25 protein-coding genes and 1 riboswitch are annotated in these 26,926 nt (G+C 54.5%); of the genes, 9 read left to right on the top strand and 16 right to left on the bottom strand.

Features of this window, described 5'->3' with window-relative positions:
• Positions 1-157: 157 nt before the first annotated feature.
• The 5 genes from cpaB to LOC67_RS00400 form a co-directional block, all read right to left on the bottom strand.
• Positions 158-1,195: a Flp pilus assembly protein CpaB gene (cpaB, locus tag LOC67_RS00420; protein WP_230260340.1), complete on the bottom strand. Its 1,038-nt coding sequence runs from the start codon at positions 1,193-1,195 to the stop codon at positions 158-160.
• Positions 1,196-1,474: 279 nt separating this feature from the next.
• Entirely contained in the window at positions 1,475-2,032 is a 558-nt protein-coding gene (locus tag LOC67_RS00415) for a prepilin peptidase (RefSeq protein ID WP_230260338.1), read from the bottom strand.
• Positions 2,033-2,355: 323 nt separating this feature from the next.
• On the bottom strand, positions 2,356-2,535 hold the full coding sequence (locus LOC67_RS00410) for a Flp family type IVb pilin (RefSeq protein WP_095736645.1): 180 nt from the start codon (positions 2,533-2,535) through the stop codon (positions 2,356-2,358).
• Between the two features lie 142 nt (positions 2,536-2,677).
• Positions 2,678-2,758: riboswitch (cyclic di-GMP riboswitch) on the bottom strand.
• Positions 2,759-3,324: 566 nt separating this feature from the next.
• Positions 3,325-3,504 carry a Flp family type IVb pilin gene (locus tag LOC67_RS00405; protein WP_230260336.1) on the bottom strand — a complete coding sequence of 60 codons (180 nt, stop codon included), beginning with the start codon at positions 3,502-3,504 and terminating at the stop codon, positions 3,325-3,327.
• A gap of 333 nt (positions 3,505-3,837) precedes the next feature.
• The gene (locus LOC67_RS00400; RefSeq protein WP_230260334.1) at positions 3,838-4,548 is read right to left on the bottom strand and encodes an SGNH/GDSL hydrolase family protein; all 711 of its coding nucleotides are present in this window, start codon (positions 4,546-4,548) and stop codon (positions 3,838-3,840) included.
• Positions 4,549-4,570: 22 nt separating this feature from the next.
• Between LOC67_RS00400 and LOC67_RS00395 the strand changes: the two genes are divergently transcribed.
• Positions 4,571-5,641, top strand: coding sequence for a thiamine phosphate synthase (locus tag LOC67_RS00395; RefSeq protein WP_230260332.1), 1,071 nt, complete (start codon positions 4,571-4,573; stop codon positions 5,639-5,641).
• 182 nt (positions 5,642-5,823) lie between these two features.
• Here the strand turns inward: LOC67_RS00395 and recJ are convergent, their stop codons facing one another.
• Entirely contained in the window at positions 5,824-7,605 is a 1,782-nt protein-coding gene (gene recJ / locus LOC67_RS00390) for a single-stranded-DNA-specific exonuclease RecJ (RefSeq protein WP_230260330.1), read from the bottom strand.
• A 206-nt stretch (positions 7,606-7,811) separates the two neighbouring features.
• Complete coding sequence (gene rpmG / locus LOC67_RS00385) at positions 7,812-7,976, bottom strand: 50S ribosomal protein L33 (protein WP_094412046.1); 165 nt, start codon at positions 7,974-7,976, stop codon at positions 7,812-7,814.
• Positions 7,977-8,203: 227 nt separating this feature from the next.
• Here rpmG and LOC67_RS00380 point away from each other — a divergent pair, with 227 nt between their 5' ends.
• The gene (locus LOC67_RS00380) at positions 8,204-10,129 is read left to right on the top strand and encodes a sulfatase (RefSeq protein WP_230260328.1); all 1,926 of its coding nucleotides are present in this window, start codon (positions 8,204-8,206) and stop codon (positions 10,127-10,129) included.
• On the opposite strand, the gene LOC67_RS00375 is transcribed toward LOC67_RS00380, so the two are convergent.
• Positions 10,092-10,856 (bottom strand): hypothetical protein, encoded by a 765-nt coding sequence (locus LOC67_RS00375; RefSeq protein ID WP_230260326.1) that lies wholly within the window; start codon positions 10,854-10,856, stop codon positions 10,092-10,094. The genes LOC67_RS00380 and LOC67_RS00375 overlap by 38 nt on opposite strands.
• A gap of 10 nt (positions 10,857-10,866) precedes the next feature.
• Here LOC67_RS00375 and LOC67_RS00370 point away from each other — a divergent pair, with 10 nt between their 5' ends.
• On the top strand, positions 10,867-11,013 hold the full coding sequence (locus LOC67_RS00370) for a hypothetical protein (RefSeq protein WP_230260324.1): 147 nt from the start codon (positions 10,867-10,869) through the stop codon (positions 11,011-11,013).
• 67 nt (positions 11,014-11,080) lie between these two features.
• Here LOC67_RS00370 and LOC67_RS00365 read toward each other — a convergent pair whose 3' ends face one another.
• The 3 genes from LOC67_RS00365 to LOC67_RS00355 form a co-directional block, all read right to left on the bottom strand.
• A complete protein-coding gene (locus LOC67_RS00365; RefSeq protein ID WP_230260322.1) occupies positions 11,081-11,806 on the bottom strand; it encodes an ABC transporter ATP-binding protein in 726 nt (241 codons plus the stop codon).
• 71 nt (positions 11,807-11,877) lie between these two features.
• Positions 11,878-13,515, bottom strand: a complete 1,638-nt coding sequence (locus LOC67_RS00360; RefSeq protein WP_230260320.1) for an ABC transporter permease — start codon at positions 13,513-13,515, stop codon at positions 11,878-11,880.
• A 214-nt stretch (positions 13,516-13,729) separates the two neighbouring features.
• A complete protein-coding gene (locus LOC67_RS00355; protein ID WP_230260318.1) occupies positions 13,730-14,365 on the bottom strand; it encodes a cytochrome c oxidase subunit 3 in 636 nt (211 codons plus the stop codon).
• Positions 14,366-14,544: 179 nt separating this feature from the next.
• Here LOC67_RS00355 and LOC67_RS00350 point away from each other — a divergent pair, with 179 nt between their 5' ends.
• The 6 genes from LOC67_RS00350 (at position 14,545) to folP (ending at position 19,432) form a co-directional block, all read left to right on the top strand.
• Complete coding sequence (locus tag LOC67_RS00350; protein ID WP_230260316.1) at positions 14,545-15,498, top strand: hypothetical protein; 954 nt, start codon at positions 14,545-14,547, stop codon at positions 15,496-15,498.
• 3 nt (positions 15,499-15,501) lie between these two features.
• Positions 15,502-15,834 carry a CDC27 family protein gene (locus LOC67_RS00345; RefSeq protein WP_230260314.1) on the top strand — a complete coding sequence of 111 codons (333 nt, stop codon included), beginning with the start codon at positions 15,502-15,504 and terminating at the stop codon, positions 15,832-15,834.
• On the top strand, positions 15,835-16,593 hold the full coding sequence (gene recO, locus LOC67_RS00340; RefSeq protein ID WP_230260312.1) for a DNA repair protein RecO: 759 nt from the start codon (positions 15,835-15,837) through the stop codon (positions 16,591-16,593).
• Positions 16,590-17,894: a tetratricopeptide repeat protein gene (locus tag LOC67_RS00335; protein WP_230260311.1), complete on the top strand. Its 1,305-nt coding sequence runs from the start codon at positions 16,590-16,592 to the stop codon at positions 17,892-17,894. Before recO ends, LOC67_RS00335 begins: the two co-directional genes overlap by 4 nt.
• 21 nt (positions 17,895-17,915) lie before the next feature.
• On the top strand, positions 17,916-18,479 hold the full coding sequence (gene lptE, locus LOC67_RS00330) for an LPS assembly lipoprotein LptE (RefSeq protein ID WP_230260310.1): 564 nt from the start codon (positions 17,916-17,918) through the stop codon (positions 18,477-18,479).
• A 65-nt stretch (positions 18,480-18,544) separates the two neighbouring features.
• Entirely contained in the window at positions 18,545-19,432 is an 888-nt protein-coding gene (gene folP / locus LOC67_RS00325; RefSeq protein ID WP_410001103.1) for a dihydropteroate synthase, read from the top strand.
• Positions 19,433-19,851: 419 nt separating this feature from the next.
• On the opposite strand, the gene LOC67_RS00320 is transcribed toward folP, so the two are convergent.
• From LOC67_RS00320 to LOC67_RS00300, 5 genes are all read right to left on the bottom strand, one after another.
• Positions 19,852-20,802, bottom strand: a complete 951-nt coding sequence (locus LOC67_RS00320) for a PmoA family protein (protein ID WP_230260308.1) — start codon at positions 20,800-20,802, stop codon at positions 19,852-19,854.
• Positions 20,803-21,966: 1,164 nt separating this feature from the next.
• Complete coding sequence (locus LOC67_RS00315) at positions 21,967-23,574, bottom strand: ribonuclease E/G (protein WP_230260307.1); 1,608 nt, start codon at positions 23,572-23,574, stop codon at positions 21,967-21,969.
• Positions 23,571-24,368, bottom strand: a complete 798-nt coding sequence (locus tag LOC67_RS00310; RefSeq protein WP_230260306.1) for a TIGR03936 family radical SAM-associated protein — start codon at positions 24,366-24,368, stop codon at positions 23,571-23,573. Before LOC67_RS00310 ends, LOC67_RS00315 begins: the two co-directional genes overlap by 4 nt.
• A 10-nt stretch (positions 24,369-24,378) precedes the next feature.
• A complete protein-coding gene (gene ptsP, locus LOC67_RS00305) occupies positions 24,379-26,124 on the bottom strand; it encodes a phosphoenolpyruvate--protein phosphotransferase (RefSeq protein ID WP_230260305.1) in 1,746 nt (581 codons plus the stop codon).
• A 418-nt stretch (positions 26,125-26,542) separates the two neighbouring features.
• On the bottom strand, positions 26,543-26,899 hold the full coding sequence (locus tag LOC67_RS00300) for an HPr family phosphocarrier protein (RefSeq protein ID WP_230260304.1): 357 nt from the start codon (positions 26,897-26,899) through the stop codon (positions 26,543-26,545).
• Positions 26,900-26,926: the final 27 nt, after the last annotated feature.

Genomic DNA, 26,926 nt, shown 5'->3' with positions numbered 1-26,926 from the left:
CTTGCAGAACTGGTATTTGGGAAATCCCAAAGTACGAAGACGTCCGTTTCGTTTCAGTTCGTTGCGAGTAACGTCGGGTTAAAAAGTTTGGGTCAAGCTCGCGGCGCGAGGACCGCAGAGCACTCTAATTTATCTTTACATCAAACGAAGACGGGCACTATTCGCCAGCTTCTCCCGTTGTCGGGGCGAAAAACGGGCTGTCGGCACCACGGAGGAAGTCGTCCCCGCCGGCGGTCGTTTGTGTATCGTCGTTATCGGTTTTCGATGCGGATTCGGTTGCCGCATCGCCAGTCGGATTCAGCTCACCACTGATTCGTGGCAGCGATTCACCTTCCAGCCATTCGTATTGAACCAAGCGTCCACCTTCCATTTTGATCATCGTGTGGATGACCTTCTTTCCGTTGGATTTGACGGGTGCCGGTTCGCTATCGTCTTTGTCGGTTTGGTCTTGCTCGGCAAGCTTGCGTAGTCGCTCTTGCTCATCGCGACGCTCTTGCAAATCCTGCAAGAACTTTTTCGCGGACTCGCTCATCTCACCGTCTTTCAGTCGTCCTTCGTCAGCAGCGGGGCTGCCGAGAGAGAGTGAAATCTCGCCAAGCTTTTTGGCGAAGTCGAAGGCGTCTACGTCAGCTCGGCGAATCAGCATTTGAATGTTGCGTGCGTTTCGCGGACGAGGTGTCTCCTCGTCGAACTTCGTGATTCCGTCGATGCCGTAAACCTTCACTCCGGTCAACACATCCAGCGCGGTGTCTCGCGGGAAGAACTCGCCTTTGGTGAAGAACCCACGAATATCTACTCGGTCGCCAGGGCTAACCAAGTTGACCGTTCCATCGCGTCCGGCTTCAAGTGAGACGACGGAATACCCTTGCGGAACAACCTTATCCTCAACTTCGTTCATCAATTTGACGTCAAGCATTGGTTCGCCTTCATAAAGCGGCACCTTTGCAAAACGATTTTCGAACTGTGTCAAATCCGCTGATGCACCCGCAGGAATCCGGTCAGCAGGCCATTGTTCCAAACGCAATTTGTCCGGCGTGATCTGCTCTTCAGCATTGATGGCCTGGGTGGTAACCAGGATCTCAGCCATCTGTATTTGGGTGTTACCGTTCTGGGCCTGCATCCACTGTCCGACCCCGACGGCCGCAATAGTGCCGCAGATTCCGGCAAGCAACAGGAAAAGTGATTTGTTTCGCATGGCTCGAACTGGTGCTGGACCAGGGAATAGACGTTTCGGGTGAGGAGGACGTAGCTGGAAGGAAGCTTCCGACCCGCTCTTTTCACTCGGTATCCGGAGGCCACCGCCTACAACAGCAAGAATTGCAGGCCTAAGATCGCTGCAACGGTTCAGAACCGCCTGTCTGACACACCCTTCCCAATCCGCAAGGCCTGCCAGTAACAGCACCCGGAAACCATCAACCAACCCCTTAATTGGGCGGTTTTTCTGGTGTCCGGATGCGGACTTCTGAGCCTACGTTCAGACCAACATTCCCGCGTAGGCAAAATAGAGAATTGAGCCGATTGCCATGGGAATTCCGTATGGGAGAAGATACATGGTCGGCTTTCGCTCACGGGCGATCTTCGATAGCTCCGATGGCTTACGAATTGTTTTCCATTCTTCCAAAATTTGCATGCCTTGGGCGTAGTGCTTTGTCCACTCACCGCTCTTCCAAACCATGACAACTGCCATAATCCCGCCGACGATTGCGGTCGCGGCAAAGGCATACAAGGTAACGACGGTTCCCAACCAAGCTCCGACACCCATCAGCAGTTTCACATCACCGCCGCCCATGCCGCCAACATTGCGAAGAACCAGCAACAACATCATGCCGACAAAGGTTCCTAGCAAGCTGTAGCCCAAACCGGCCGCGCCACCTTCGAGCGTGCAATTGATCCAACCACACATGATGAATGGAAAGGTCAACCAGTTTGGCACTTTCAGAATCTTGCCATCGATGACCGCTGCCACGATCAAGACAACAGTGACGAACCAGACAGTCCAGTTCTCTGTGATTCCTTGGATTAGCGTATCCATGAAGAAACTCCCCGTAGCGAACAATTTGTATTTGGTAGGTGGTTGTGGGCGTGCTTCGATCGGGCGTGGGGCAATGTCAGTGGATTGACGTCAACGCGGACCCAAAACCCAGCTGAACATCGCGAATAGCAACGTGATGAAACAGCATGTGAGCTGCCATACATGTTCGGTCGCGTCAGCGGGAAGCAGTGGATAGTTCATGTTTATTCTGTTGCGCAAAAAGAACTCGACGCGACCGGTGAAAGGTTTTGGCGTTTCACCGATCAGACGTCGAGAATCTCTCAAACAGTTATTGGCAAACCACAAGGCCGCCAAGAACCAGATCAGTTAGCGGCGATCGCCGTTCCAACTTCTTGGAACTTCTTGTTCGACTCGGTACCGATCGTTCCGACAGCTGCCAAGCAGACGACGACGATCAGAGCCAACATCACAGCGTATTCAACTGCGGTTGGGCCATCTTCTTCCTTCAAGAACTCAACGATGCTATTTGCAAATTTTTTCATTAGTCAAACTCCACGGGTGAAAGCCGATTGCTTCTCAGAACCGACTTCCGACGTTGTCTTAGTGGGCCCATTCAACGTGAATAAGGTCCCGAAAAAGAAGCAGCCACGTCTCCTTGAAGCCTCGGTGATCTGGCGATCGTCCCTCGGCAGCCCGGCTGTCCTTAAGTGATAAGGACCCGTTGCTTTGCGCCCCGCCCTTACGAACGGTTTGCCTTTATCAGGGGATTAAGCTGTCCGTTGACCGCGGTGACCGTCTTTGGTCTGGTCCTCGGAAGCGGGCCTCGTTACCCGCTCTCGACTGAAACCTATGTCAGGAAATGGACGTGTCAAAAAAGTCGCTTCAAACAAAGTTTTCCAGCTACCAAGGCGTTGCCGTTAAACCAGATGTAGCGGTTGAAGAGGCCTTTCCATCCGACAGCGGGAGAAAGAATGCACAGAATTGCTACTTTGCACGGTGAACCTTTTCAGACCAAAGCGGAGGCAATCGCAAAGAAACTGGTGCCGTCAACGCTGTGGACTTTGGCTTCAATCAACAAGTCTCCACAATGTTGGTTGCCGCTCAGTGCCTACCGCAAGCACGACCTACCGCAAGCACGCAGTGCAGCTCAGATAGAAGATCGACCAAACCCCCAATGCTTCACATCATTGACTGTTTTGGTCACGTGACAAACGATTTTCAGACCGCAGCAAAAGTGATTCGTCGCAGACCCAAACAAAAAACCCCAACGCCATTGCTGACGTTGGGGCATGTCCGGGTTGGTATTCCCGAAAGAGAGCTGCGCCACTCGGTTAGTTAGCCGAGATCGCGGCACCGACTTCTTGGAACTTCTTGTTCGATTCGGTACCGATCGTTCCGACGGCTGCCAGGCAGACGACGACGATCAAAGCCAACATCACAGCGTATTCAACTGCAGTTGGACCATCTTCTTCTTTCAGAAACTCAACGATGCTATTGGCGAACTTTTTCATTATCAAACTCCAAAATTTTTAATCAAAGGTAAGTCGAGGTCCGCACCCGATCGACCAGAGGCCGATCAGCAGCTCCCTCACTATCGAAACTATGTCAGTTTCCTACCCACCGCCGGTAAAGTGACTTGATCCCTTGACGCGAATTGACTTTCGCATGGAGTTGAAACGAACATAACGATTGCACTGGCTTATGACTGCCTTCGCGAGTCACCGGGCCGGAAGTTTGACACCCCAGCCCCTCACATGACTATCCCAACACTACACTGCCGCAACCACACCCCTTGGTTGAGGCATAGGCAAGCCATGAACCAATCGCTTGGACAAACAGTCGACTTATTGCAGTGCCTTCTCGACGACCTCGGCAACGTGTTGGCCCAGCTTCTTTGATCCCTCGGATGTGTAGTGCACATTCGCGGGACGCTGTGTTTCGGCAACAGACATCGCGAATTCGAAAAACGGATCCGTTTGGATTCCGCCAACCTCTTCGATCGCACGTGCTGCAGCAGCGTTGTATTTTGCCGAATCACCAGGAACACGACCTTTCGCTCCCTCGGGGACAGGCGATGTTTCACGCCAAATCACTTTTGCACCCGTTTTCTTCAAACGCTGTGCAATGGCCTTGATGTTCTCGGCATACTGGTCAATCGGAACCTGCTGGTGGGCCCCTTCGGATTCCGGATCAGCTAGGTTCTGATCGTTGGGCCCCATGTATTTCAAATCATGAAGTCCGAAATTGAAATGAATGACGTCCCAGTGACGATCACCGAGCCAACTGTCAAGATTCTTCACACCGTTTGTCGTTGGTCCGCAGTTCGTCGCCGGTCGAAAAACGTTCGCCTTGCCAGCCAGTGCTGCTCGCGCGTTCAGCATATACCCGATCGAGATCGAATCACCGATCAACAAAACGTTGGGCAGATCTTGTTGGATCTCCGGTTCGGCAAACGCCGGATTTTGTTTCCGCTGTGCGCTGACATCGGTCACGAAGCCGGCACACAAAAGCAAACTTAAAAACGCCACTGATCGTCGCCTGAATTTTTTCATCATCTTTGATCCGCACAGAAATCACGTGGAAAGCCATACTCGAGAAACCACCTATCGTATCCTGGACGCTTCCGCGAATCGAGTTTCTGAAGGATTGCGGACGATTGAAGAGTTCTACCGCTTCGGACTGGACGACGCCCAGGGAACCGAGAACTTAAAGCGACTGCGACACGATCTGACCACCGCTCTCAAACGACTCGACCGCCAAGACTTGCTTCGAAGTCGTGATACCGACGCAGATGTCGGCACCAGCGTTCAAACAGATCAGGAATACAAACGATCTCGACTGAGTGACGTTCTGGCTGCCGCATCACAGCGAATCCAACAGTCGCTACGCGTCATTGAGGAGTACGGCAAAACGGTCGACGCGGCCTTCGCCAAACAGATCGAATCGATTCGCTATCGAAGCTATACGCTGATGAAGGACTGCGAGTTGAAAGCGATCTTCAACGACCGCTTAACCCGATTGTCCCATGCCACCCTCTATGTGCTGGTCGACGCAATGGGTAGCGAATCAGAATTGGTCCATCATGTCAGCTCACTACACAAAGCAGGGGTTGATGTCTTTCAACTACGTGACAAGCGGGCATCTGACCGCCAATTGGTCCAGCGTGGCAAAGCAATCGCAAGTGCACTCCGTTCAACCGAAGCATTGTTCATCATGAACGACCGAGCTGACTTGGCCATCATCGCTGGCGCCGATGGCGTCCATGTTGGCCAAGACGAATTGACCGTTCAGCAAGCCCGTCGAATCGTTGGCGATGAAATGCTGATCGGAGTTTCGACACACAACCTAGATCAAGTCCATGACGCAATCGCGGAGGGCGCTGACTACATCGGGTGCGGTCCAACATTCCCTAGCAAGACGAAGTCGTTTGAGTCTCATCCGGGATTAAAGTTTCTAAACGATGTACACGTCGGAACCAAGCAAACGCCTCGACCGGCATTTGCGATCGGTGGCATCGACGCAAGCAATGTCGACGCGGTGACAGCGGCTGGATTCCATCGCATCGCAGTGACCGCAGCGATCAACCAAGCGGACGATCCGGTTGCCGCAGCAACAGAACTGAAGCGAAGCCTGAAAAGATCGGAATAACCGACGCTAACGCGTTTCGGCTCAGTTGTTTGACCTTGAGCCGCATTGGCGCTAGCCACGGTTGAGTGGTTGGGATCAGGGTGGTGGATAACCGACGCTAGCGCGTATCGGCTCAGTTGTTGTACCTTGAGCCGCAATGGCGCTAGCCACGGTTAAGTGACATCACAAACCGAGACCGACACTCAGCTATTCACTTTGACCGATGGCTTTGAGACCTGCTTTCGCGACGGCCGCCAATCGACGATATGAACTTCGACGCGTCGGTAACCGCCGAACTCATTGATCACCGGTCGGTAGGCGACGTTGATTGGCCCATCGCATCCGTTCAACTCTTCGCACCAATCGCCTTCACCGAACGCGACTCCGCGTATCACTTTGCCGCCCTGATCGAGACGAACGGTTAAGTGTCGATCACCCGAACCCATCCTGCGGGCCGGCTCTGCCAAAGTCACTTCCTGGCATAGCAACGTTGGCCGGGGATTGCCTTCGCCGAACGGTTCCAACGTTTCAATCTGCTTTACGGTATTCAGACTCAATTGCCCAAATGGTGCCTCGGCATCGATAATGATTTCAGGCTCGGCTTTCGACTCCGCAATCTGCTGTGCGACCGATTCACAGAACTCTTCACGAAACGCGTCAATCTGACGTTCGTCAATACTCATACCGGCTGCGGCCTTGTGCCCGCCAAACCTCGAAAGCCGTTCGCTACAAGAAGCCAGTGCATCATACAGATCGATTGTCGTTGGGCCGGCGCGACCCGAACCGACGGCATCCGCTTTCCCTGACGAATCCATCGAAAGGATGATGACCGGCTTGCCGTACTTATCGCTTAAGCGACCGGCGACAACACCAATCACTCCCTGGTGCCAGCCAACCCCGGACAAAACCAATGCCGGATCGTTCTCGGCATCGAACCGTTCTTTGACCTGCTTTTGAGCGGCCAATGTCACGCTTCGCTGCAAGCTATCACGATTCTTGTTCAATTGATCGATGTAGTCTGCCAGCGACTGTGCTCGCTCACCTGCCGGTGCAGTCAACAGCTCGACGCCAAGCTGCGCCTGCCCCAATCGCCCCGCGGCGTTCAGTCGTGGTGCGAGCGAAAACGCAATCGTCTCGGTATTGAGAGTCGTGCCTTCAGCGATCTTGGCAACCTTCATCAATTCCGTCAGCCCAGGTGAAGGCTCGGCGGCCAGCATTCGAAGACCGTGAGAAACCAAGATTCGGTTTTCATCGACGAGTGGAACCACATCGGCAACCGTTCCAATGGCCGCCAGCGATAGCGATTGCATCAGAAAGCGTCGCATCGGTTCGGTGACTTTCTTGGCACCGCAGATTTTCTGACACAGGGCCCAAGCCAACTTGAACGCGACGCCTGCACCGCACAACTCGCCAAAGGGATAGCTGGTCCCCGGCAGACGCGGATGCACGATCGCATCAGCATCAGGCAGACTCTCATCAATCGTATGGTGATCCGTGATGACGAGCTTCAGGCCAAGCTCTTTGCATAGCTCGGCACAGGCTAAACTCGTGATGCCACAGTCGACCGAGATGATCATTTTCTTGCCGCGATTGGCAAGCTTTGTAATCGCCTCAGCATTTAGTCCGTAACCATCCTCCAAACGATTGGGGATGTGGTAAGACACATCAGCGCCGAGCAGCTTCAGACCGTTGTACAGAATGGCGGTGCCGGTCATCCCGTCGCAATCGTAATCACCATAAATTACGATCGGCGTCTTTGCGGCGACTGCTTCGGCAACGATCTCTGTCGCTTCGGGAATACCTGGTAAAAGCGCAGGGTCACGCAAACCGGTCAGCTTCGTTGAAAGAAACGAATCGGCAGCGGCAGCGTCATAGACTCCGCGACTGACCAACAGCTGAGCGACCACGGGAGGCAATTTAGAACCGCGGATCAGTTGCTCAACGCGGGCGGAATCATGAGGTACGATCCGCCACTTTCGTTTCATCCTTGACTCGTGCTCGTTCTAGGAAGTTGACTTGCGACCGAAACGCGATTCGAGCGAACCGCATTGCGTAGAAGCTTCGTGACTTAGCTGGACAGCGAAAGTCTTCGTGACAACCGAGGCTGGGATTAACGAGAGCGCAGTAGGAAACGCACCGAGCGGGTTTGTTTCACCTGCGACAGCCCGCGGCTGCCAGATTGAAAGGAAGCTTATTTCTTCTTTTCGTTGTGCCAGGTGTGCTTACGCACGCGTGGGCAGTACTTCTTCAGTCGCAGCTTTTCGCCGCCAGGCTTACGCTTGAGTGTGTAGTTGTAATCGCCAGTTTCTTCGCAAACCAGGAAGACGGTTTCGGCTTTCTTCTTGCTCTTTGCCATCGCAGTTGAACCAGATTTGGTCGTCGTCAGCGTTTAGTGGATTTCTATCGAGCCGCGAATTATGCCCATTGGCACCCCGGTACGGCAAGCCATGTTTTTGAACTTCCCGGCCCGAGAAGCGTAATTTGGGTAAAATCATGTCTATGACACGCTGTCGAAACAGGAATCGGTCGTCACAATCGTCCTAACCTGGAACAAAACGCCGCCTTTTGCCCAACCCCATACTGATGAATCGCCTCCCCCTCTCGCGACCGTTCGCGATGCTCACAGCACTGCTGTTGCTGACCACGGGCATTCTCGCTCATCAATCGACTCCCGTATTTGCCCAATCGGCCTCGACGACAGACGAAGCCTCTACAGCCAATCGACCCAACGTTGTCTGGATCATGTCCGAAGACAACTCGTTCGACTATCTCCGGCACTTTCATCCCGATGGCGCTCCGGCCCCGAACATCGAAGCCATGGCGGCCCATGGCGTGACCTTCGATCGTGCGTTCTCGAACGCGCCGGTATGCTCCGTCGCGCGAACCACGTTGATCACTTCCTGCTACGGCCCCCGCATCGCGACTCAGTTCCACCGCAAGCATACATCCGCCACGATGCCCCCCGGCGTGGAGATGTTCCCCGCCTACCTTCATGCGGCCGGATACTACACCACCAACAACAACAAAGAGGACTATAACGCGGTCAAAAGTTCCGACGTCTGGAGCGATTCGAGCAAGAAAGCTCACTGGCGAAATCGCCCTGACAAGTCGATTCCTTTCTTTCATGTCAAAACCTTTACCGATTCACATGAAAGCAAGCTGCATTTCCCCGCATCCGACGTTGAGAACGCTCCTACCGAAACAGATCCCGCGTCAGTCAAACTGCAGCCGTATTTTCCCGACACGCCTCTCTTTCGTTACACCCGGGCACGCTATCACGATCGCATGAAAGTTATCGACCAACAGGTCGCAAGCGTGATCGCCCAACTCGAAGCCGACGGCGAACTTGAGAATACATTCGTGTTCTACTTCGGTGACCATGGTGGTGTACTGCCTCGATCGAAAGGATACGCCTACGAATCGGGACTTCATGTTCCACTTGTCGTTCGCGTCCCCGAAAACTTTCAACAACTAGCAGGTCGTGATTTGGGAAGCCGCACGGACGGATTTGTCGAATTCGTCGACTTCGGCCCCACCGTCCTCAGCTTGGCAGGACTCGAACAACCCGAAGGGATCGACGGTCGGCCATTCCTCGGTATGGATGCTGATCCCGACAAGGTCGACCGGCGCGACGAAACATTTGGCTATGCCGACCGTTTTGATGAGAAGTACGACTTGGTTCGAACCCTGCGCATTGGAGACTGGAAATACATCCGTAACTTCGAACCGTTCTATCCAGATTCACTGCAGAACAATTACCGCTACAAATGCGCCGCCTACCAACAATGGCGTGACCTTCACAACGAAGGCAAGCTAAGCGGACCGCCAGCACAGTTCTTCCAGCCCAAAGCAGCCGAGGCACTTTATGACCTCAGCAGTGACCCTCACGAAATCAATAACTTAGCCAGCGACCCGGCACAACAGACTCGGCTTCTGCAGATGCGCCAGCAGCTTGACGATCGCCTAAAGTCGATGCCAGACCTGAGCTTTGCAACCGAAGCCGTGATGGTTGACGAAGCGACGGCCAACCCGATTGCGTTCGGGCAAGCTCACGCGGCCGAGATCGTGCAATACATCGACACCGTCAATTTGTGCCTGCAACCGTTTTCGGAAGCTTTTCCTAAGCTTCAACGTGCTCTCGATCCCGCACAAGAATCTGACGGCTGGGTTCGCTACTGGGCTCTCGTCGCATGCAGTAGCTTTGGCGAAGAAGCAAAACCGCTGGTGCCCATGATGGAAAAGCTGCTTACTGATGTTGAGCCACTCGTTGTCACTCGAGCTGCCGAATATCTGGAAATGCACACCGATATTGAAACCGATCGTTTCTTACGGCGGTCGATCGAGCGTGCGACCAACGAGCCCGAAGCACTGCGAATCCTAAACACAATTGTCTTTCTGAAAGACTTCCACGGATTCGAAATGGACACCACCAAGTTTCAGATGCTGGTCCCCCTCGAAAAGAACGGACAACTCATCCGTCGCTTGGACTATCTGAATGGTCGCCTTTAGTCGACTTTAACTGCAGCAGTTGCTTGGTCCCTGCGAAAAGGGACCAACCGGCTGCGACGAACACCGCCCCGAGGCCTTGTGTGGTCCTTAAAGTCGAGCGCGACTGTGAAGTGATTTCCCAATAGGTCATCGCAATTGCGACCACCAACCCGGCAGCACCAAACCAGACTAGCGTCCAAGGTTCACGCTGCCGTGGTTGCGTTTCAAACTTATTTGCCCAGTAGCCTGTCATCGCAAAGCCAAGGATTGCGATGCCAAGCATCAAATGTGGCAACGTGAAGACGAACAGATGCGAGAAATCTCGACCGGCAAAAAGCTCGGAATTCAAAGCGGTTCCGGCGAGCGAAACGAACTCGAGTAGACACGCGGCCCAAATCGAAGGACGGAGGCTGACCAACAACGCGATGAATGCGCCCGTGACCGCCGACGTCAGTAGATACTTGACCGACAATCGGTATTCGGTGAATTCACCCTGATATAGCTGCAGCACAAACTCGCACTGCTTTTGGATCTTGGCGGCATCATTCATCTGTTCCAATTCTTCCCCAAGGAACTGAATGAACTCGTAATCCTTGTCGCCGAACAGCCGCAGGTGTGGATGATCGCGAAGATCTTCGAGCACTTGGCCAACCAGAAAGATCGCATCTTGGCGATCACTCTCGATTTCAAACTGCCTGGGTACGGGCAACTGAATCAACAGCCAAACCAAGTAGAAAATCGCCAGCATCGACAGAACGATGTATACGATTGCCAAGCGATACACCCAGGTGTTCGCCGAGTACGACAAACGCTTGTTGATCGACGGAGAAACCGGTTCGTCGTGCAAGGGTCTAAATCAAGTCGGTGCTCTAGAAACGGATGAACGCTTTGCGTTTTCGCCCTGAAATAACGGGTGATGGCCTGAGCCAATTCGCTGACATCCCGGGCCAAATGGCTGACATTCCGGAACAGCTATGCGGCGACAGCCTGCTTCGCACGATCGTCTTCGATCAAGCCGTCTTTCATGCGCCAGCAGACATCGGCACCGGCAGCGATTTCGTCATCGTGGGTGATCATCAGAATCGTCATCCCATCGGTTCGATTCAATTCATCGAGCAACATTAGGATGTCGTGGCCTGTTTCGGTATCCAGGTTACCGGTGGGTTCGTCGGCAAGCAACATTTTGGGATCTGTCATCAAAGCCCGAGCGATCGCGACCCGTTGCATTTCCCCTCCACTCATTTCACTTGGACGGTGACTGGCACGGTGAAGCAACCCGACTCGATCCAACATCGCTTCGGCACGTTTGCGATTCTCGCCACGGTTTTTCAGATAGCGAAAAAACCCCTGGCCAATCATCGCCGGAACCAAAACATTTTCAATCGCGGAAAGCTCTGGAAGCAAGTGATAGAACTGAAAGATCACACCGATTTCATGGTTGCGAAAGTAGTCACGTCGCTTGCGAGATGCATTGTCAACTCGCTTCCCTTGAAACCAAACCTCACCGGCATCGGGCCGATCCAACGTCGCCAGCAAGTGCATCAAAGTGCTCTTGCCGCTACCGCTCCGCCCGACCAAGACCGTGACCAAGCCCTCTTCGACCTCAAGGTCAACGCCACGCAAAACCGGGACCGCGATTCGATCCTTGTGATAACTCTTGGTCAGCCCGCGAGCGCTAAGAACGATGGAGTCAGACATTGTGAAAGGATACTTTGGAAGGGACGGAATGTTTTCGGGGAGGGGAAGTTGTGCCAAGTGCAGCAACCCGCCTATTCAAAACGCAGTGCACGTACCGGATGCATACGGGCAGCACGCAGTGCCGGCAATACGCTCGCCATCACAGCGATCGTCATCGCACCAATCATCACCCAAACCAGAGTTAGCGGTTCAATGATGGTGGGGATCTCGCTGAAGTAATACACGGTTGGATCAAAGACCTCTTGCCCCGTGATCCGTTCGACAATTCCCGCGATCCCGTTGATGTTGTCGACGAATAGCAATCCGCCAACCAATCCTGCACCACTGCCGACAAAACCGAGCAGTAGGCCGTATGTCAGAAAGATACTGCTGACGCCATGGCCGGACGCGCCAAGTGCCTTCAGCGTTCCGATGTCGCGTGTCTTTTCAACGACGATCATGAAAAACGTTGCCAAGATGCCAAAACCTGCAACCGCGATGATCAAGAACAGCAGTATGTTCAGGATCGTGGTTTCAAGTCTGACGGCAGACAACAGTGGACCTTGCAAGTCACGCCAAGTCTGAATGTTGTAAGGGTAAACTTCCGGAGGAAAGCGACGACGAAGAGCATCACGCACCAGGTTCAACTCAACGCCTTCGGCGACTTTCAATTGAATTGTCGTCACGCTACGAACGCCCGATTCAGGATTGATCATTCCGCGAGCTTCCTGCAGACGATCCAGACGAACGAACGCAAATGTGCTGTCGTATTCGCTCATCCCAGATTCGTACAAATCCACGACCGTGAATTTCTGGTTGAGCACTTTAGGTTCGTCGCTCGCACTCGGAAACATCATCCGAACGTCATCGCCGGGCTGAGCGTAATAGTGGTCGACGACTTCACCATCAGGATTTCGGCCGCGAACGCTGCACGTTGAAATGCCCAAGATGATTCCGTCGAACTGGTTTTCCATCGGATCAACCGAATCGGCCAAACGGCTTTCGCTGCTACCAATGTTTTCCTCTGTCGCAGAGCTACCAGAAGCAGTGTCACCAGCACCGACCAGTGCGGAAGGCATCATCGACGCACCGAAGGTTGGCCCCGCAGCCGCAGCGGCATTGGCAGCTTCCTCGGCAGCAATCTCTTCCGGCGTCATCTGCTGACGTTTGACCTGTTCCAACAGTCGACGCTCTTCGGCCAGCATCGCTTCGATTTGACGATCGCTGGCAACACGTTCTTTGCGGTGAGCCCACCCAGCTTTGGAAAGCTCCTTGCGATCGGGTGCATAACCGTCATCACGCAATTGGAAACTCGCCGACTTTTGATTCTCGGGATGCAACAGGTATTTGCCGAAGTCGCTGACTCGGTCATAGGACACAGGATCCAAACCGATCAAATTGACGTGACGTCCGATCTGCTGGCCCCGATAGTTGATGTTCAACATCGCAGGCACACTCACACTGACCGAAGACCCAACGATGGCCGGTCCACAAACACGTTCAATTTCGCGTAAGTGACCTTCCGGATCAGGCATTCCGCCGGTCGCATGACATTCGATCATGATGTCCGATGCCAACCCGTGAAGCCGCTCGTGCATCTCGGCAGAGAAGCCGCTCATCACCGCGTTGACAACGATCAATGTCGCCACACCTAGCGTGACGCTGATGATCGAAGCGAGCGCGATATAACGCGTTTTCAAATAACGAAAGCAGAGTAACCAGCGGTACATTCGGCCCTTCCTTTGGCAAATCCCGTTCGGTGTGGCAAAGCATACGAGCCGTAGCTAGCCAAAATGTGTCGCCTTCCGCTCCGCGAAAGTAGCGATCAGTCGCGCATCGCAAACGCGCGATCGCCGCGAAGTGTACGAGAGTCAGACGCGCGGCGTAAAGATTGATGATAAAGTCGATTTCGACTCAAGTTTTGCATCGCCAGATGCCGGTCGCCTAGAAACCAAATCCGCCTGTCGTGCACCAAAATGCTAGCATCATGCAGAGCCAAACGATGTCCAAGAAGTGCCAGTACTGAGCTGCAAAATCGACCGGCCAATGACGCTCGTGGTCATAAAGCCCGATCGAAGCACGTGCGGCCACGATCCCGAGTGCAATGATTCCGCCGAGCACGTGCAGCGCGTGAAGAACGGCAAGGACAATCACCATCCCGGCCACGCCCTGCCCTGTCCCGGCAAAGGCATCTGAACCCAGCAGCATTTTCAACATAGCCCAGCACTGGATCACGGTGAAAACGATCGCCGCAAACGTACTGGCACCCAACAGGATGGCTGTTTGGCCAAATCGGTCCCGCCGGACCGTCCGCGTTGCCCAATGCACCAAACCGCTAATCGAGACTAAAAAAATCGTGCTCACCAAAAACGCACCTGGCAGCTCAATTGCGCTACGCGGGTCGTTTCGACGGCTGTAGACGTATAGACCGTACAGTAGAATGCTGGTGACAAAGAAAACCAGCAACGAGCCGATAAAAATCCAGCCCCCTTGGCGAACGCGTTCATCCACCGGCAAGACCGGACGTGTGGCTTCACGAGGATCCCCTGTTGGATCTGTTTGCAGTGCTTCTGAAGGCATTACGGCTAATTAGGGCGGTAACCAAATGGTTGTGAAGTCAGTATGCTGGCCAAAAACAGGCGGTCTGGAAAACGCGTTGGCAGGCACCGATTGGGACGCTCCCTTCGGCGAACAACAACGGTGATTTAACCGATAATCGATCGCTTCGGTAATCTGATCAGAGAAGTTTCCTACGTCAAATGCCCGAAATACGCGACTTCTGTAACGCCGACCTTCCAGACCTGACACGGGTTTGGAGTCAACATTGGTCCACAACAGGAACCCCGCCCCCGATCAGCACGACGATTATCGAACGTGCGATTTTATCACGGATGTTTTTTTCCAGCCGTGAATTACTTGTCGCGACGATCAACGGCCAAGTCGAAGCGTTTTGCCACTTTAGCCGTCCAGGGGCCCAAGGCGATGCCTGGGAAGACCAACCTGCCGAAGACGTCGCGATCCTTTCTGCGATTTGCTTTACTCCCGCGGGGCTGGAATGTTGCGACGATTTGCTGCTTGCCGCAATGGATCGAATGGCGGCGATGGGCTGCCATTCCATCCTCGCCGGCCCACTCCGTGATCAACAATGCGGATACGTCGGCCTACCACCGATTGGCCACGGGGTCGGCATCCCCGACTATGACGTCCGCGTTTCATCGCTGCTGTCACGGCACGGTTTTCGTCCTTGGGGAAGCTACACCCGAATGGCGGTGACAACGGCCCCATATCGCCCGCCGGTGAACCGTGAAATGATGCAATATCGGCGGACCACCCGCAGCGAATGCAGCGGCGTCGTTCCGCAGGATTCTCGATATGCATCGGCCATGGCCCACATGGATATCGAACATTACCAGTTGATCAATCACCGCAATGGCGACCGCTTGGCCAACTGCCGTTTATGGCTAAGTGACCCTGAAGCTCAGGTGATGAGCTGCAGCGAAGCACTTCTGGATTTGACCGTGATCGAACAGCCTGACCAGCTAACTCCCGCCGAAGTTTTCTTGGTTTCCGTCATGGTTCAATCATTGGCAACACGCTGTGTCTTTCGTGTCGAAACGGTAATCGACGCAGAACACTCCATGCTTGCCGAACAACTTGGCACCTTACAGTTTGAAAACATCAGTGGCGGCCAACGCTGGAAAAAGGAGTTTTAAACCATGTCGCGAAAAGAAAAGATCTTGGAAATGCTGGCTGACGATCCCAGCGACACCTTCTTGCGATACAGCTTGGCAATGGAGTTCCGCAAAGAGGGCGACCATGGTGCGAGCTTGGAAAAACTTGGCGAATTGACCAAGGATTCGCCGCCTTACGTGCCCGCCTTTTTTATGGCCGCTCAGCAACTTGTCGACCTTGGCCGCATCGACGAAGCCAGGACGCAGTTGCGTGATGGGATCGACCAAGCACGCTCGCAAAACGATAGCCATGCCGCTGCCGAAATGAGCCAATTGCTTGCATCGCTGGGCGAATTCGGCGAAGACGACGAACTTTAAATGGCTTCCGAACAGACGACGGCGATCGTCCTCAGAACGATCGAATTCAGCGAAACCAGTCTCGTCGTCCACCTGCTTACAAGAGACTTTGGGCAAATCGCAGCGATCGCCAAAGGCGCCCGCCGCCCCAAGAGTTCCTTCGAAGGATCGCTTGACCTGCTCGCCGTCTGTCGTGTAGTGCTGATTCGTAAAAGTTCCGATGCGCTCGATTTGCTAACTGAGGCAAAGCTCCAACGAAGATTTCGTGGGGCCGAGAAATCCATTCAACGACTCTACGCGGGATACTACGTCGCCGAAATGCTTCGATTAATGACGGACAATCACGACCCGCACCCGGCACTGTACGATGCCGCCATCGATGCCCTTGGGCAAATCGACGGCACCGGCAACTCCGCCGCGGCTTTGCTGGCGTTTGACGCATCCGCATTAAGACTGCTTGGCCATGCACCGACCACACGAAACTGTGCCGACTGCGGAAAGCCCGTTGCACGCGAACGTCGAATCTCATTTGCACCCATCGCCGGTGGTGTCGTATGCATGTCTTGTCGTAACCGACAAGCCTCGGTCATCGGCGTCGCAGCAGCCACCATTGAACAGCTCGAAACATTGCTAGCACCGCATACGCGAAGCCCAGTCTCTGTTTCCACGACAGTTTATGGCGAATTGCGACGCGTGCTGAACCGATACATCCAAGCAATCCTTGGCACGATGCCTCGGATGCAACATTTTCTGCCCGCCCGGATGGAACCGGACGAATGAAACGAACTGCCAATCAAAAGAAATACAAACGCATCATTCGCAACACGCCAACGGCTTTGGTTCTGATGGCTTGTGCCGTCGGTTGCCAGTCCTTTGGTGGTTCCGACAGCGGACAAAGTATGTTTCCGCCGCTGCCGTTCATGTCCAGCGCCGATGCGGACTCGTCGACGGAAAGCGAAAGCACGCCGACAACTCGCAAGCCGGGCACGAATCGGTTTGGCTCAAGCCACTTGGTTGGCTATGTGACCGGCGAAAGCGAAGACTTGCCCAAAGCAAAAGAGCTGTATCGCGAAGCCGATGCGATCTTCCGTGAGGCTGTCCAAGCCCCCGATGGCGAACGTGCGGAGATGTTCCAGCAATCGGCAAAGCTATTCAAGAAAGCCAGCAAGGAGGCCCCCGGGTCGGCGATTCATCAAGATGCGTTATTCATGCAAGGCGAAGCGTACTTCTTCGCTGACGACCTAAACAACGCTCGCGATTCGTTCGAAAACCTGCAAAAGGAGTTCCCTCGAAACCGCCATACCGACCGAGCTGCTGCTCGCCTGTTCTCGATCAGCAAATACTGGATCGACGTCGACAAGTCGGGAAGCGAATCGTGGTACACGCTGAACTTCTTTGACAAAAAACGTCCGATGCGTGAATCGTCCAGCCACGCGATTCGGGTGCTTGATCAAATTCGATACGACGACCCTACCGGTAAACTCGCCGATGACGCCACGATGGCCGCGGCAATCGAATATATCCGTCGCGAAGATTACGAGCGGGCCGATGAATTCCTAACTGACCTACGCGAAACATTTAGCGATAGCGACCACTTGTTCCACGCCCATCTACTGGGAATCCGTTGCAAGCTGGAAGTCTACGCCGGGCCGCTCTACAGCGAACGGATGCTCGATGAAGCTGACGACTTGGTCAAGCAAACTCGCCGACGTTTTCCAGACAAGCTGAAAGACGAAAAGTACGAAAAGATGGTTGCCAGGGCTGCTGCCGAAATCGAATACCACAAAGCAGAGAAGCTTGCCTTCCGCGCAGGCATTCGTGAAAAGCAACATGAATACAGCGCCGCTCGTGACCTGTATCGCAAGCTGCTCCGCGACCATCCCTCGGCGCCGCAGGCTGAACAAGCTCGCGAGACGTTGGCAAAGATCGAAGAGCTCCCGGGCTCTCCCGACCGCCCACTGGCGTTCATGACCAAAGTCTTTCCTTCGGCAAAACAATCTCCGCCGTTGGTCACGGTTGATACCCTGCAAGAGCAAGGCTCCGAAGAAGAATCCGCCCCCAGCGAATCGATTTTCCGATAGGCCTTCGCAATGGCCCAACCGATGGACCGCACCAGAACACCATTTCACAAGCTCGCAAACGCTTCCAATCAGGTCGCGTTCGCGCTGTTGCTGGTCCTTGCCGGTTCTTGTGGATGTGCGTCTTATCGTTTTGGCGCCGATGCGATGTACCCGGCAAACATTCGGACCGTTCACATTCCGGTCGTTCGCAACGAAACCTTTCGCCCAGACCTGGGCAAGCAACTGACCGAAGCACTGGTGAGTGAAGTTCAACGCCGCACGCCTTACAAAGTCGTGAGCAGTCCGATGGCTGATTCGGTCTTGAACGTCAAAATCATCACCCAGTCCAAAACGGTTCTCACTGAGGTGCTTAGTGATGACCCGCGTGCTCTTGATACGGCCATCACTGTCCATGCCAACTGGGTCTCGCGTGGCGGTCAACCTTTGATGCAAAACAGCATCGCGTCATTGAATAACGACATGACTGGGTTCAGCCAAAACGCTCGCTTTGTTCCCGAAGCTGGACAGTCCATCGACACGGCGAATCTGCAAGCCATCGAACAATTGGCGAGCCGAATCGTGTCCCAAATGGAATCTCGCTGGTAGCGACCGCTCTTGCAACTCGGTTGCAGCGGCTACACCAATGCATATTCATCGGGTTAAATATGCCCATGAATACACCCAGCAAACCGGCGAAACGTCCATCCACTTGGAATATCGGACAACGAAGCCTGCCGTTGTCAGAACGCCCATTGGTCATGGGCATCCTGAATGTCACGCCCGACAGTTTTTCTGATGGCGGACGGCACAACGATGTCGACCGTGCGATCGAGGTTGCACTGCAAATGCAGTCCGATGGAGCCGACATCATCGACATCGGTGGCGAAAGCACTCGTCCTTACAGTGATCCAGTCGCCACCGAAGACGAAATTCGACGGACAATTCCGGTTATCGAAGGCCTCTCCGATCGGCTTGCAATTCCGATCAGCATCGATACCAGTAAAGCTGCCGTCGCGAGCGCCGCGATCCAAGCCGGTGCGGAAATCATCAACGATGTCACCGGTCTCGAAGGCGACCCGCAGATGATCAACGTCGCGTTGCGAAACGAAGTCGGGATCTGTGCAATGCACATGCAGGGCACCCCACAGACGATGCAAGATCATCCAAGTTATGACGATGTCGTCGAAGAAATCTACGACTATCTGGTTCGTCGCCTGAATGCCTTGGAAGCAGCCGGAATCAGGCGAGATCGAATTTGTTTGGACCCTGGAATCGGGTTTGGCAAAACCCACGAACACAACTTCACATTGCTGCAGCACACCAAACGTTTTTGCGATATCGGTGTCCCAATTCTGATCGGGCACAGTCGCAAAGGTTTCATCGGTAAAGCGATCGGCGACAAAGAAGCCGATCGCGATGCGGGAACACTTGGAGTTTCATTGGCGGTGATGTTACAAGGCGCGGACGTCATTCGCGTGCACAACGTCCGACTCACCGTCGATGCCATTCGGCTTTTCAAATTGACCCAGGGATCGAATCATCAACTCAACCGCGGCTAACGCCATCGCGGCTCAAGGTCCAACAACTGAGCCGATACGCGCTAGCGTCGGTTCTCCATCACACAGATCCCAAACAACCACTCAACCGTGGCTAGCGCCAACACGGCTCAAGATCCAACAGCTGAGCCGATACGCGCTAGCGTCGGTTCTCCACCACCCTGATCCCAACCAACCACTCAACCGTGGCTAGCGCCAACGCGGCTCAAGGTCCAACAACTGAGCCGATACGCGCTAGCGTCGGTTCTCCACCACACAGACCCCAACCAACCACTCAACCGTGGCTAGCGCCAACACGGCTCAAGGTACAACAACTGAGCCGATACGCGCTAGCGTCGGTTCTCCACCACCCTAATCCCAACCAACCGCTCAACCGTGGCTGGCGCCATTACGGATCAGGGTATACGCCAATCGCTTTCCCGCTACTTGGCAAACGCTTGATAACGTTCTTCGATCTTGGCTGCTTCGACATCACCTGGGTGAAACAAAAAACGATATTTGAAGGTCATCGTTCCCCCCGCTTTAAGTGTCATGTCGCCGGTGCCGTCTTCTTTGCCTTCGAAGTCATGGACGCCAAACGGGTTTGCCGCGATCAAACCGTAATCGCGTGCATGCCACCAAGTGGGATGCCTTGGGTTGCTTGGGTGATCAAAGATCGCAACGCCAACGGTGTCACCATCGATTTCGCCCCAATAGTCAACCCACGCTGCACGCTTGCCCCACATCGCTCCGTCACGAACGCCTTCACTGTTAATGCTATGCCCACTGACGGTGTGGTTGCCGTGCTTTGCTGACGCTTTCAAGCGAAGGTTGGGGTTTGTACGAATACCCATGGTGCCTTCTTTTGTGTCACCGATCAGCAGATCACCCGAACTGGCGATCCAAGTGACCTCATAATCGATGTACCGAGCGTCTCCGACCGTACCAAAGCTTATCACTCGCTTGTCCGTGCAGACGGCCTCACCATCGGCACTTTGCCAATCGTTGGTTGTGACGATGCGGTTGCCTTCAATTTTCAAAGACGTTTCGATTTGCTTGCCAATGTTTTTGACGGGTTTGCCTTCGGTTTCCTCCATCCAGAAGCGAATTCCATTGACGTCGTCATGCGTGTACCAAATCGACTTGTGGTGTGGGTGATCGCTCGCCTCGTTGTCGACGTCTTTGACCATCGGATAGTTCCGAGTCATTGCCTTTCCGCCTGGGCCGATCACCGGATAGAGGATCGGTTTGGCATATTCGCTGTAGCGATATTCGGTGAAGGGCTGGCCATCGATGGTCACAACAGCTTTCTGCCCGTCGTCAACAATTTTCACTTCGCCGGCAGAAACGGCGACCGGCATGATGGCGAGGGCCAAGGCAAGAATTCGATTCATCGAACGACACGCGGGATAGTGGGAGGAAGGATGAAGAGAGGTCCCCGCATTGTAATCGAGAAACATCCAACCGTGGCGATCGCCAATGAGGCCCAGGCTCCAACAGCTGAGCCGATACGCGTTAGCGTTGGTTATCCAGCACCCTGACCCCAAACAGCCACTCAACCGCGGCTAACGCCTTCGCGGCTCAAGGTCCAACAACTGAGCCGATACGCGTTAGCGTCGGTTATTCAGCATCCTGAACCCAAATAAACACTCAACCGCGGCTAACGCCTTCGCGGCTCAGGATCTAACAACTGAGCCGATACGCGTTAGCGTCGGTTATTGAGCACCCCGAAACCAACCAAACACTCAACCGCGGCTAGCGCCTTCGCGGCTCAAGGTCCAACAACTGAGCCGATACGCGCTAGCGTCGGTTATTCACCACCCGGAATCCAACCAACCACTCAACCGCGGCTAACGCCTTCGCGGCTCAGGGTCCAACAACTGAGCCGATACGCGTTAGCGTTGGTTATCCAGCACCCTGAACCCAAACAGCCACTCAACCGCGGCTAACGCCTTCGCGGCTCAACGTACAACGACTGAGCCGATACGCGCTAGCGTCGGTTATCCAGCACCCTGAACTCAAACAAACACTCAACCGCGGCTAGCGCCTTCGCGGCTCAAGGTCCAACAACTGAGCCGATACGCGCTAGCGTCGGTTATCCAGCACCCTGAACTCAACCAACCACTCAACCGCGGCTAACGCCTTCGCGGCTCAAGATCCAACAACTGAGCCGATACGCGCTAGCGTCGGTTATCCAGCATCCTGAACCCAAACAGCCACTCAACCGCGGCTAACGCCTTCGCGGCTCAAGGTCCAACAACTGAGCCGATACGCGCTAGCGTCGGTTATTGAGCACCCTGAACCCAAATAACCACTCAACCGCGGCTAACGCCTTCGCGGCTCAGGATCCAACAGCTGAGCCGATACGCGCTAGCGTCGGTTGTCCAGCACCCTGAATCCAAACAAACACTCAACCGCGGCTAGCGCCATCGCGGCTCAAGATCCAACAGCTGAGCCGATACGCGTTAGCGTCGGTTATCCAGCACCCCGAACCCAACCAACCACCCAACCGCGGCTAACGCCTTCGCGGCTCAGGATGCTCTTATATTCCCTGCCAACTAGGAATCGATCTCGACGCGTTCGCCTTGGCCGTCCCGGCAATCCATCTCTAGGTGCTCCGGATAAAGTCCTTCGCTACCCAAAATCTGAACGGTCATCTTTCCCGCATCTTCCATTTCCATCACGCTTCGGCGTTTCTGGTTGTTCAGATGTGCGGCGACAGCGTCGTTGACACGAATCGTGACTCGCTGGATATGTTCGTTCTTGACAGCCAGCGCCAACATTCGCACCACCTCGATCGACATGCTTTCGGCGGTCTTGACCAAGCCACGGCCTTCGCAGCATGGACAATCTTGATAGATGCTTCGTTTCAAACTCGGACGAATTCGCTGACGCGTCATCTCGACCAAGCCGAACGGACTGGTGCGTAAGATTTTTGTGCGTGCACGGTCTTTCTTCATCGCATCGCGAAGCGCCCGCTCGACCTTTCGTCGATGGCTTTCTTTACGCATATCGATAAAGTCATTGACGATCACACCGCCAAGGTCACGCAATCGCAATTGCCGCGCGATTTCCTTTGCGGCAGCCAAGTTCAAGCGGAACGCATTCTCTTCGGCGGACTCTTCGCCGCCACGGAAGTTACCACTGTTCACATCGATTGCCACCAACGCTTCTGTCGGATCGATCACGATCGATCCGCCGTTGGGTAGCTTCACCTGACGTTGGTGAATCTTGATGATCTCTCGTTCCAGCTTGTAGCGATGAAACAACGGCTCGGGGCCTTCATAAAGCTTCAGCCGGTCGACAACGCGTGGCATGACCATCTTCAAGAAGTCACGCGCGTTTTCGAATGATTGCTTTTCATCGATCATGATGTGATCGATGTCATCGCTATAGATATCGCGAATCGTCTTGATGATCAGATCACTCTCTTCATACAACACGCCCGGACCGCCACCACCTTTGACTCTGCGAACGATGGTCTTCCACAACCGGATCAGGTAATCCATGTCGCGGCCCAGTTCTTTTTCGCTTCGTCCCGCACCGGCAGTGCGAACGATAAAGCCCAAGCCCTTTGGCGGGTTAAGCGAAAGCAAGCAACGTCGCAGGCGTTTACGATCGTCTTCGTCTTCGATTTTCCGGCTAACACCGACGCGTTCGAGCGCTGGCATCAGGACAAGATAGCGTCCTGGGATCGAAATGTACGTGCTTAAAGTCGGCCCTTTGGTGCCAATCCCTTCCTTGATCACTTGGACCAAGACTTCGTCGCCACGCTTAAAAATCTCTTGGATTGGTGGCTTGATCCGTGGCCGACCACCTTTGAATGCCCGTTTCGATCCACGCCCGGATTCGCGAGCACGTTTTGCGGCCGCTTCGGCCATCTCATCCGATTCGCGTTTGATCTCTTCGGGATCATAACCGCCCTGGCGAAAATACTGCGGTTCGACATCGCTGATGTGCAAAAAGCCATTTCGCCCGACGCCAAAATCGACGAAGGCGGCTTGGATACTGGGCTCTAGATTGACAATTTTCCCGCGATAGATGTTTCCTGCGTAGGCTTCGACGCTCTTCCGTTCAACATAAAGTTCTTCGAGTTTTCCGTCGTGCAAAATAGCGATGCGGCTCTCTTCAGGCTGGAGCACGTTCATCAACATTTCTCGTTTCATTTAAGCACCTCTTCGGTGGTTTCGCCTGCTTGGGGCGTGAGGTTTGCAGATGCGAATGTATTGGGATCGGTGGGTGTGACTTCGGTCGTCAAAACCACCTCTGTTCGAATGATTTGCGAACCGGCGGCAATCCAATCGGCGAGGCCGATCAGATCCAGCACATCGGTTGGCTTCAGTGTCGCCGCATCCGATGCGGCAAGTGTTAGTTCGAGGTTGTCGCCGAACGTCAGCGACAACACTTGTTCGGATAGCTGAACCGTCAGCGGCTTTTTCTTACGAGTCACCGTGACAGTTTCTTGTTTCAAAAACTCTTCGATTCGCGTTTGAATCGCGACTTCATCGACGTCGCAATCTCCCAGATCTGGATCCGGACGCGTGATTTTGTAGTCGGTGTGCTGCAGTTTTGCTTTACCCGAACCGGCGGGCAGCAACTGCACACTTTTGATTTCCAAACCAGGCTGGTGGTCGCTTCTCAAACGCGACAATAGATCAGCGGCTTCCAAAAATTCGGCTAATTCCAATTCGACGACTTCATCAAGTCCGCTGATTCCCAACGCAAGCGCAGACGGAAAGCTGATCCGCGGCTTGGGGTGGAAACCTTCGGTCATCGAAAGCTGCAGTTGGGCACGACGTAGCAATCGCTCCCATAACCGCGCAAGATCGCGGTGACTGGTCCAGCGCAGCAAGCCGGTCTTGGCAAATCGAATCCGATACCGCAAACGCAGTGGCGCCGCCGATTCGGTCGACTCTGCTTGCGAGTTGCTGTCTTGCTGATTCGATTCGGAAGAGGACATCAATTTTGAATTAGGTAACGATCAACTCGGGAACATACTCACCAAGCCGATCCAATAGATAAAGGTCCACATCACGCGCCGCTTCTAGCTGCATGACTCGATTGGCGATCTCAAGGCACTGATCAATCGAAACGGAACGGATCGCTTTCTTCACACGCAACAGCGAAGACGGTGGCACACTCAAATGCCGCACGCCCATCCCCAAAAGCAACAACGCGCGCGCCGGGTTACTGCTCATCTCGCCACAGATCGAAAGCGGCTTGTCAAATTGCGCCGCGACTTCGACACAGCGGGCAATCAACCGCAGGACCGCGGGATCGCTCGACTGATACAGGTCGGCAACGTTTTCGTTACTTCGGTCGACCGCCAGCGTGTACTGCGCCAAGTCATTGGTGCCGATCGACAAAAAGTCGACTTCCGGGGCAAAACGCTCCAACATCATCACCGCGGCCGGGACTTCGACCATCATTCCTACCGGGATATTGCTACGGTGTGGAATGCCGGCGTCGACAAGATCCTCGGCAACGACGTTCAACAACATCCTTGCCTGACGATACTCGGCCAAAGTCGTAATGAGCGGGAACATCACCCGAACATCGCCGTGAATGGCAGCTCGCAAGATGGCACGAAGCTGGGGACGGAACAAATCCAAGTTCCGCAGTGACAAACGAATGCTACGCAGCCCCAAGAACGGGTTGTGTTCGTGTTCAGCCATCGGGCGATGGCCCATTTTGTCGGCGCCAAGGTCCAACGTGCGGATGACCACCGGGCGACCGTCCATTTCGCGAATGACGCGGCTGTATGCCTGGTAGTGATCCTCTTCGCTTGGCTCCTCATGGCTCGACAGATACAGGAACTCCGTGCGATACAGGCCGATGCCGTCGGCCCCACGCTCGATACACGTCGATGTCTCGTGCGGGAATTCGATATTCGCACTCAAACGCAGCGCAGTGCCATCGATTGTCTCGGCAGGCAAATCGCGCAGCTCCGACAGCCGCGCGGTCAATGAACGTCGGTCTTTCAGCTTCTTGCGATAGAACGCGATCGTTTCTGCATCGGGGTTGATGATCACTCGCCCACGATCACCATCGACAATCACATTGCAATGGTCGCCGACTTGATCCAAGAAGCTTCCGATACCAACAACCGCGGGCAACTCCAAACCTTTGGCAACGATCGCGGTATGTCCGCCTGGGCCACCGGTTTCGGTACAAAAGGCTCGGACGTACTGACGATCCAGGTTTGCCGTTTCGCTGGGGGTCAATACATGCGACAGCACGATGACGGGCTCTGACAGATCCGAAAGCGGACCTGCGGAAACGGCACCCAAGCACATCAACAATTGCTTTTCGATGTCCAAAACGTCGTCGGCTCGATCGGCCAACAGCGGACTATCGACGCGGCGAATCGCGGCCGCGTAGTTGTGCAACACGCGGCTAACGGCGTAGGCGGCAGACTGACGCTCTTCGCGAATACGGCGACGCAGTTCGGCTTGAAGTCGCGGATCATGCAGCATTTGCAGCTGCGCCGCAAAGATATCACCGGTGTGCTCACCGGCAACGGCAGAGGTTTCCAATCGATTGGCTTCTAGGCCAGTGGAAACCTTATCGACCGCTTCGCGCAGACGCGCAAATTCCGCGTCCACCTCATCGGCGGCCAGCAGTGTACGAGGGATTCGGTAACCGGCAGCGTCCAGCACTAAGGCTGGGCCGATCGCGACCCCAGGTGAAACGGGGATGCCTTGCAGTTCGACCATCGTAGGCCGACGGTTCGGTGGTCATCTGCCGACAAGTGCCAACGCTGGGGATCACGTCGGACCCCGTGCAGCTTGCTCGCGTCCGCCAACGACAACTCGGGTTCACCACCAACAAGGCCAAGCAAACTGGCGCGGCCGAGAGGTGATTCAGTGCCGACCGGTCGTCGGTTCGGCAAAACTGGGTTGGTGCGGGTGTTCGCGATCATGCGCAGAGGCCTCGTGACTGACAGTCATTGAGCCAAGGCAGAATGGACCGATCCATCGATTAAGTGTGTGTACGGATAATTATCAACAACGTTGCCGACGTCGGACATCGGCGGGCGGCTCGGATGGGATTGATCGAGCCTGATCTACAAAGTTTTGACTTTCGGTATTTTTGTAATGTTCGGTTATGGACACCGACGGCGGAGCAAGTGCGTCACGCCGAGGGGGTCGAATCGGTTTGCCCCATGTTCCCGGTTTCCTCGCTGCACGAATCGTTATCGGCAGCATCTTCGTCACCCAGTTCGTCGAAGCCGCGCAAAAAGAGTTGCTCGATGGAATCAATCGCCGTTTTGGCGTCATCACCTTCAACTCGCAGCGACAATTCGGTCCCGCAGGCGGCACCGAGGGTCAACAGCGACAGGATGCTCTTACAATCGACGGCTTCGCCCCCACGGCTAATCAAAATGTTCGAAGTGAACTGATTTGCCATCCGGACCAACATGTCAGCCGGGCGCGCATGGAGCCCTTGCGGGTTGCGGACAACAACGGTTCGGCTGAGCGCCTTGGACATGCGGCAGGTGGGGACGAGGTGCGTGGG

The sequence above is a fragment of the Stieleria sp. JC731 genome, assembly GCF_020966635.1.
Classification (GTDB): domain Bacteria; phylum Planctomycetota; class Planctomycetia; order Pirellulales; family Pirellulaceae; genus Stieleria.
Note: the sequence above shows the minus strand (reverse complement) of the source record. Positions and strands in the feature narration are given on the sequence as shown.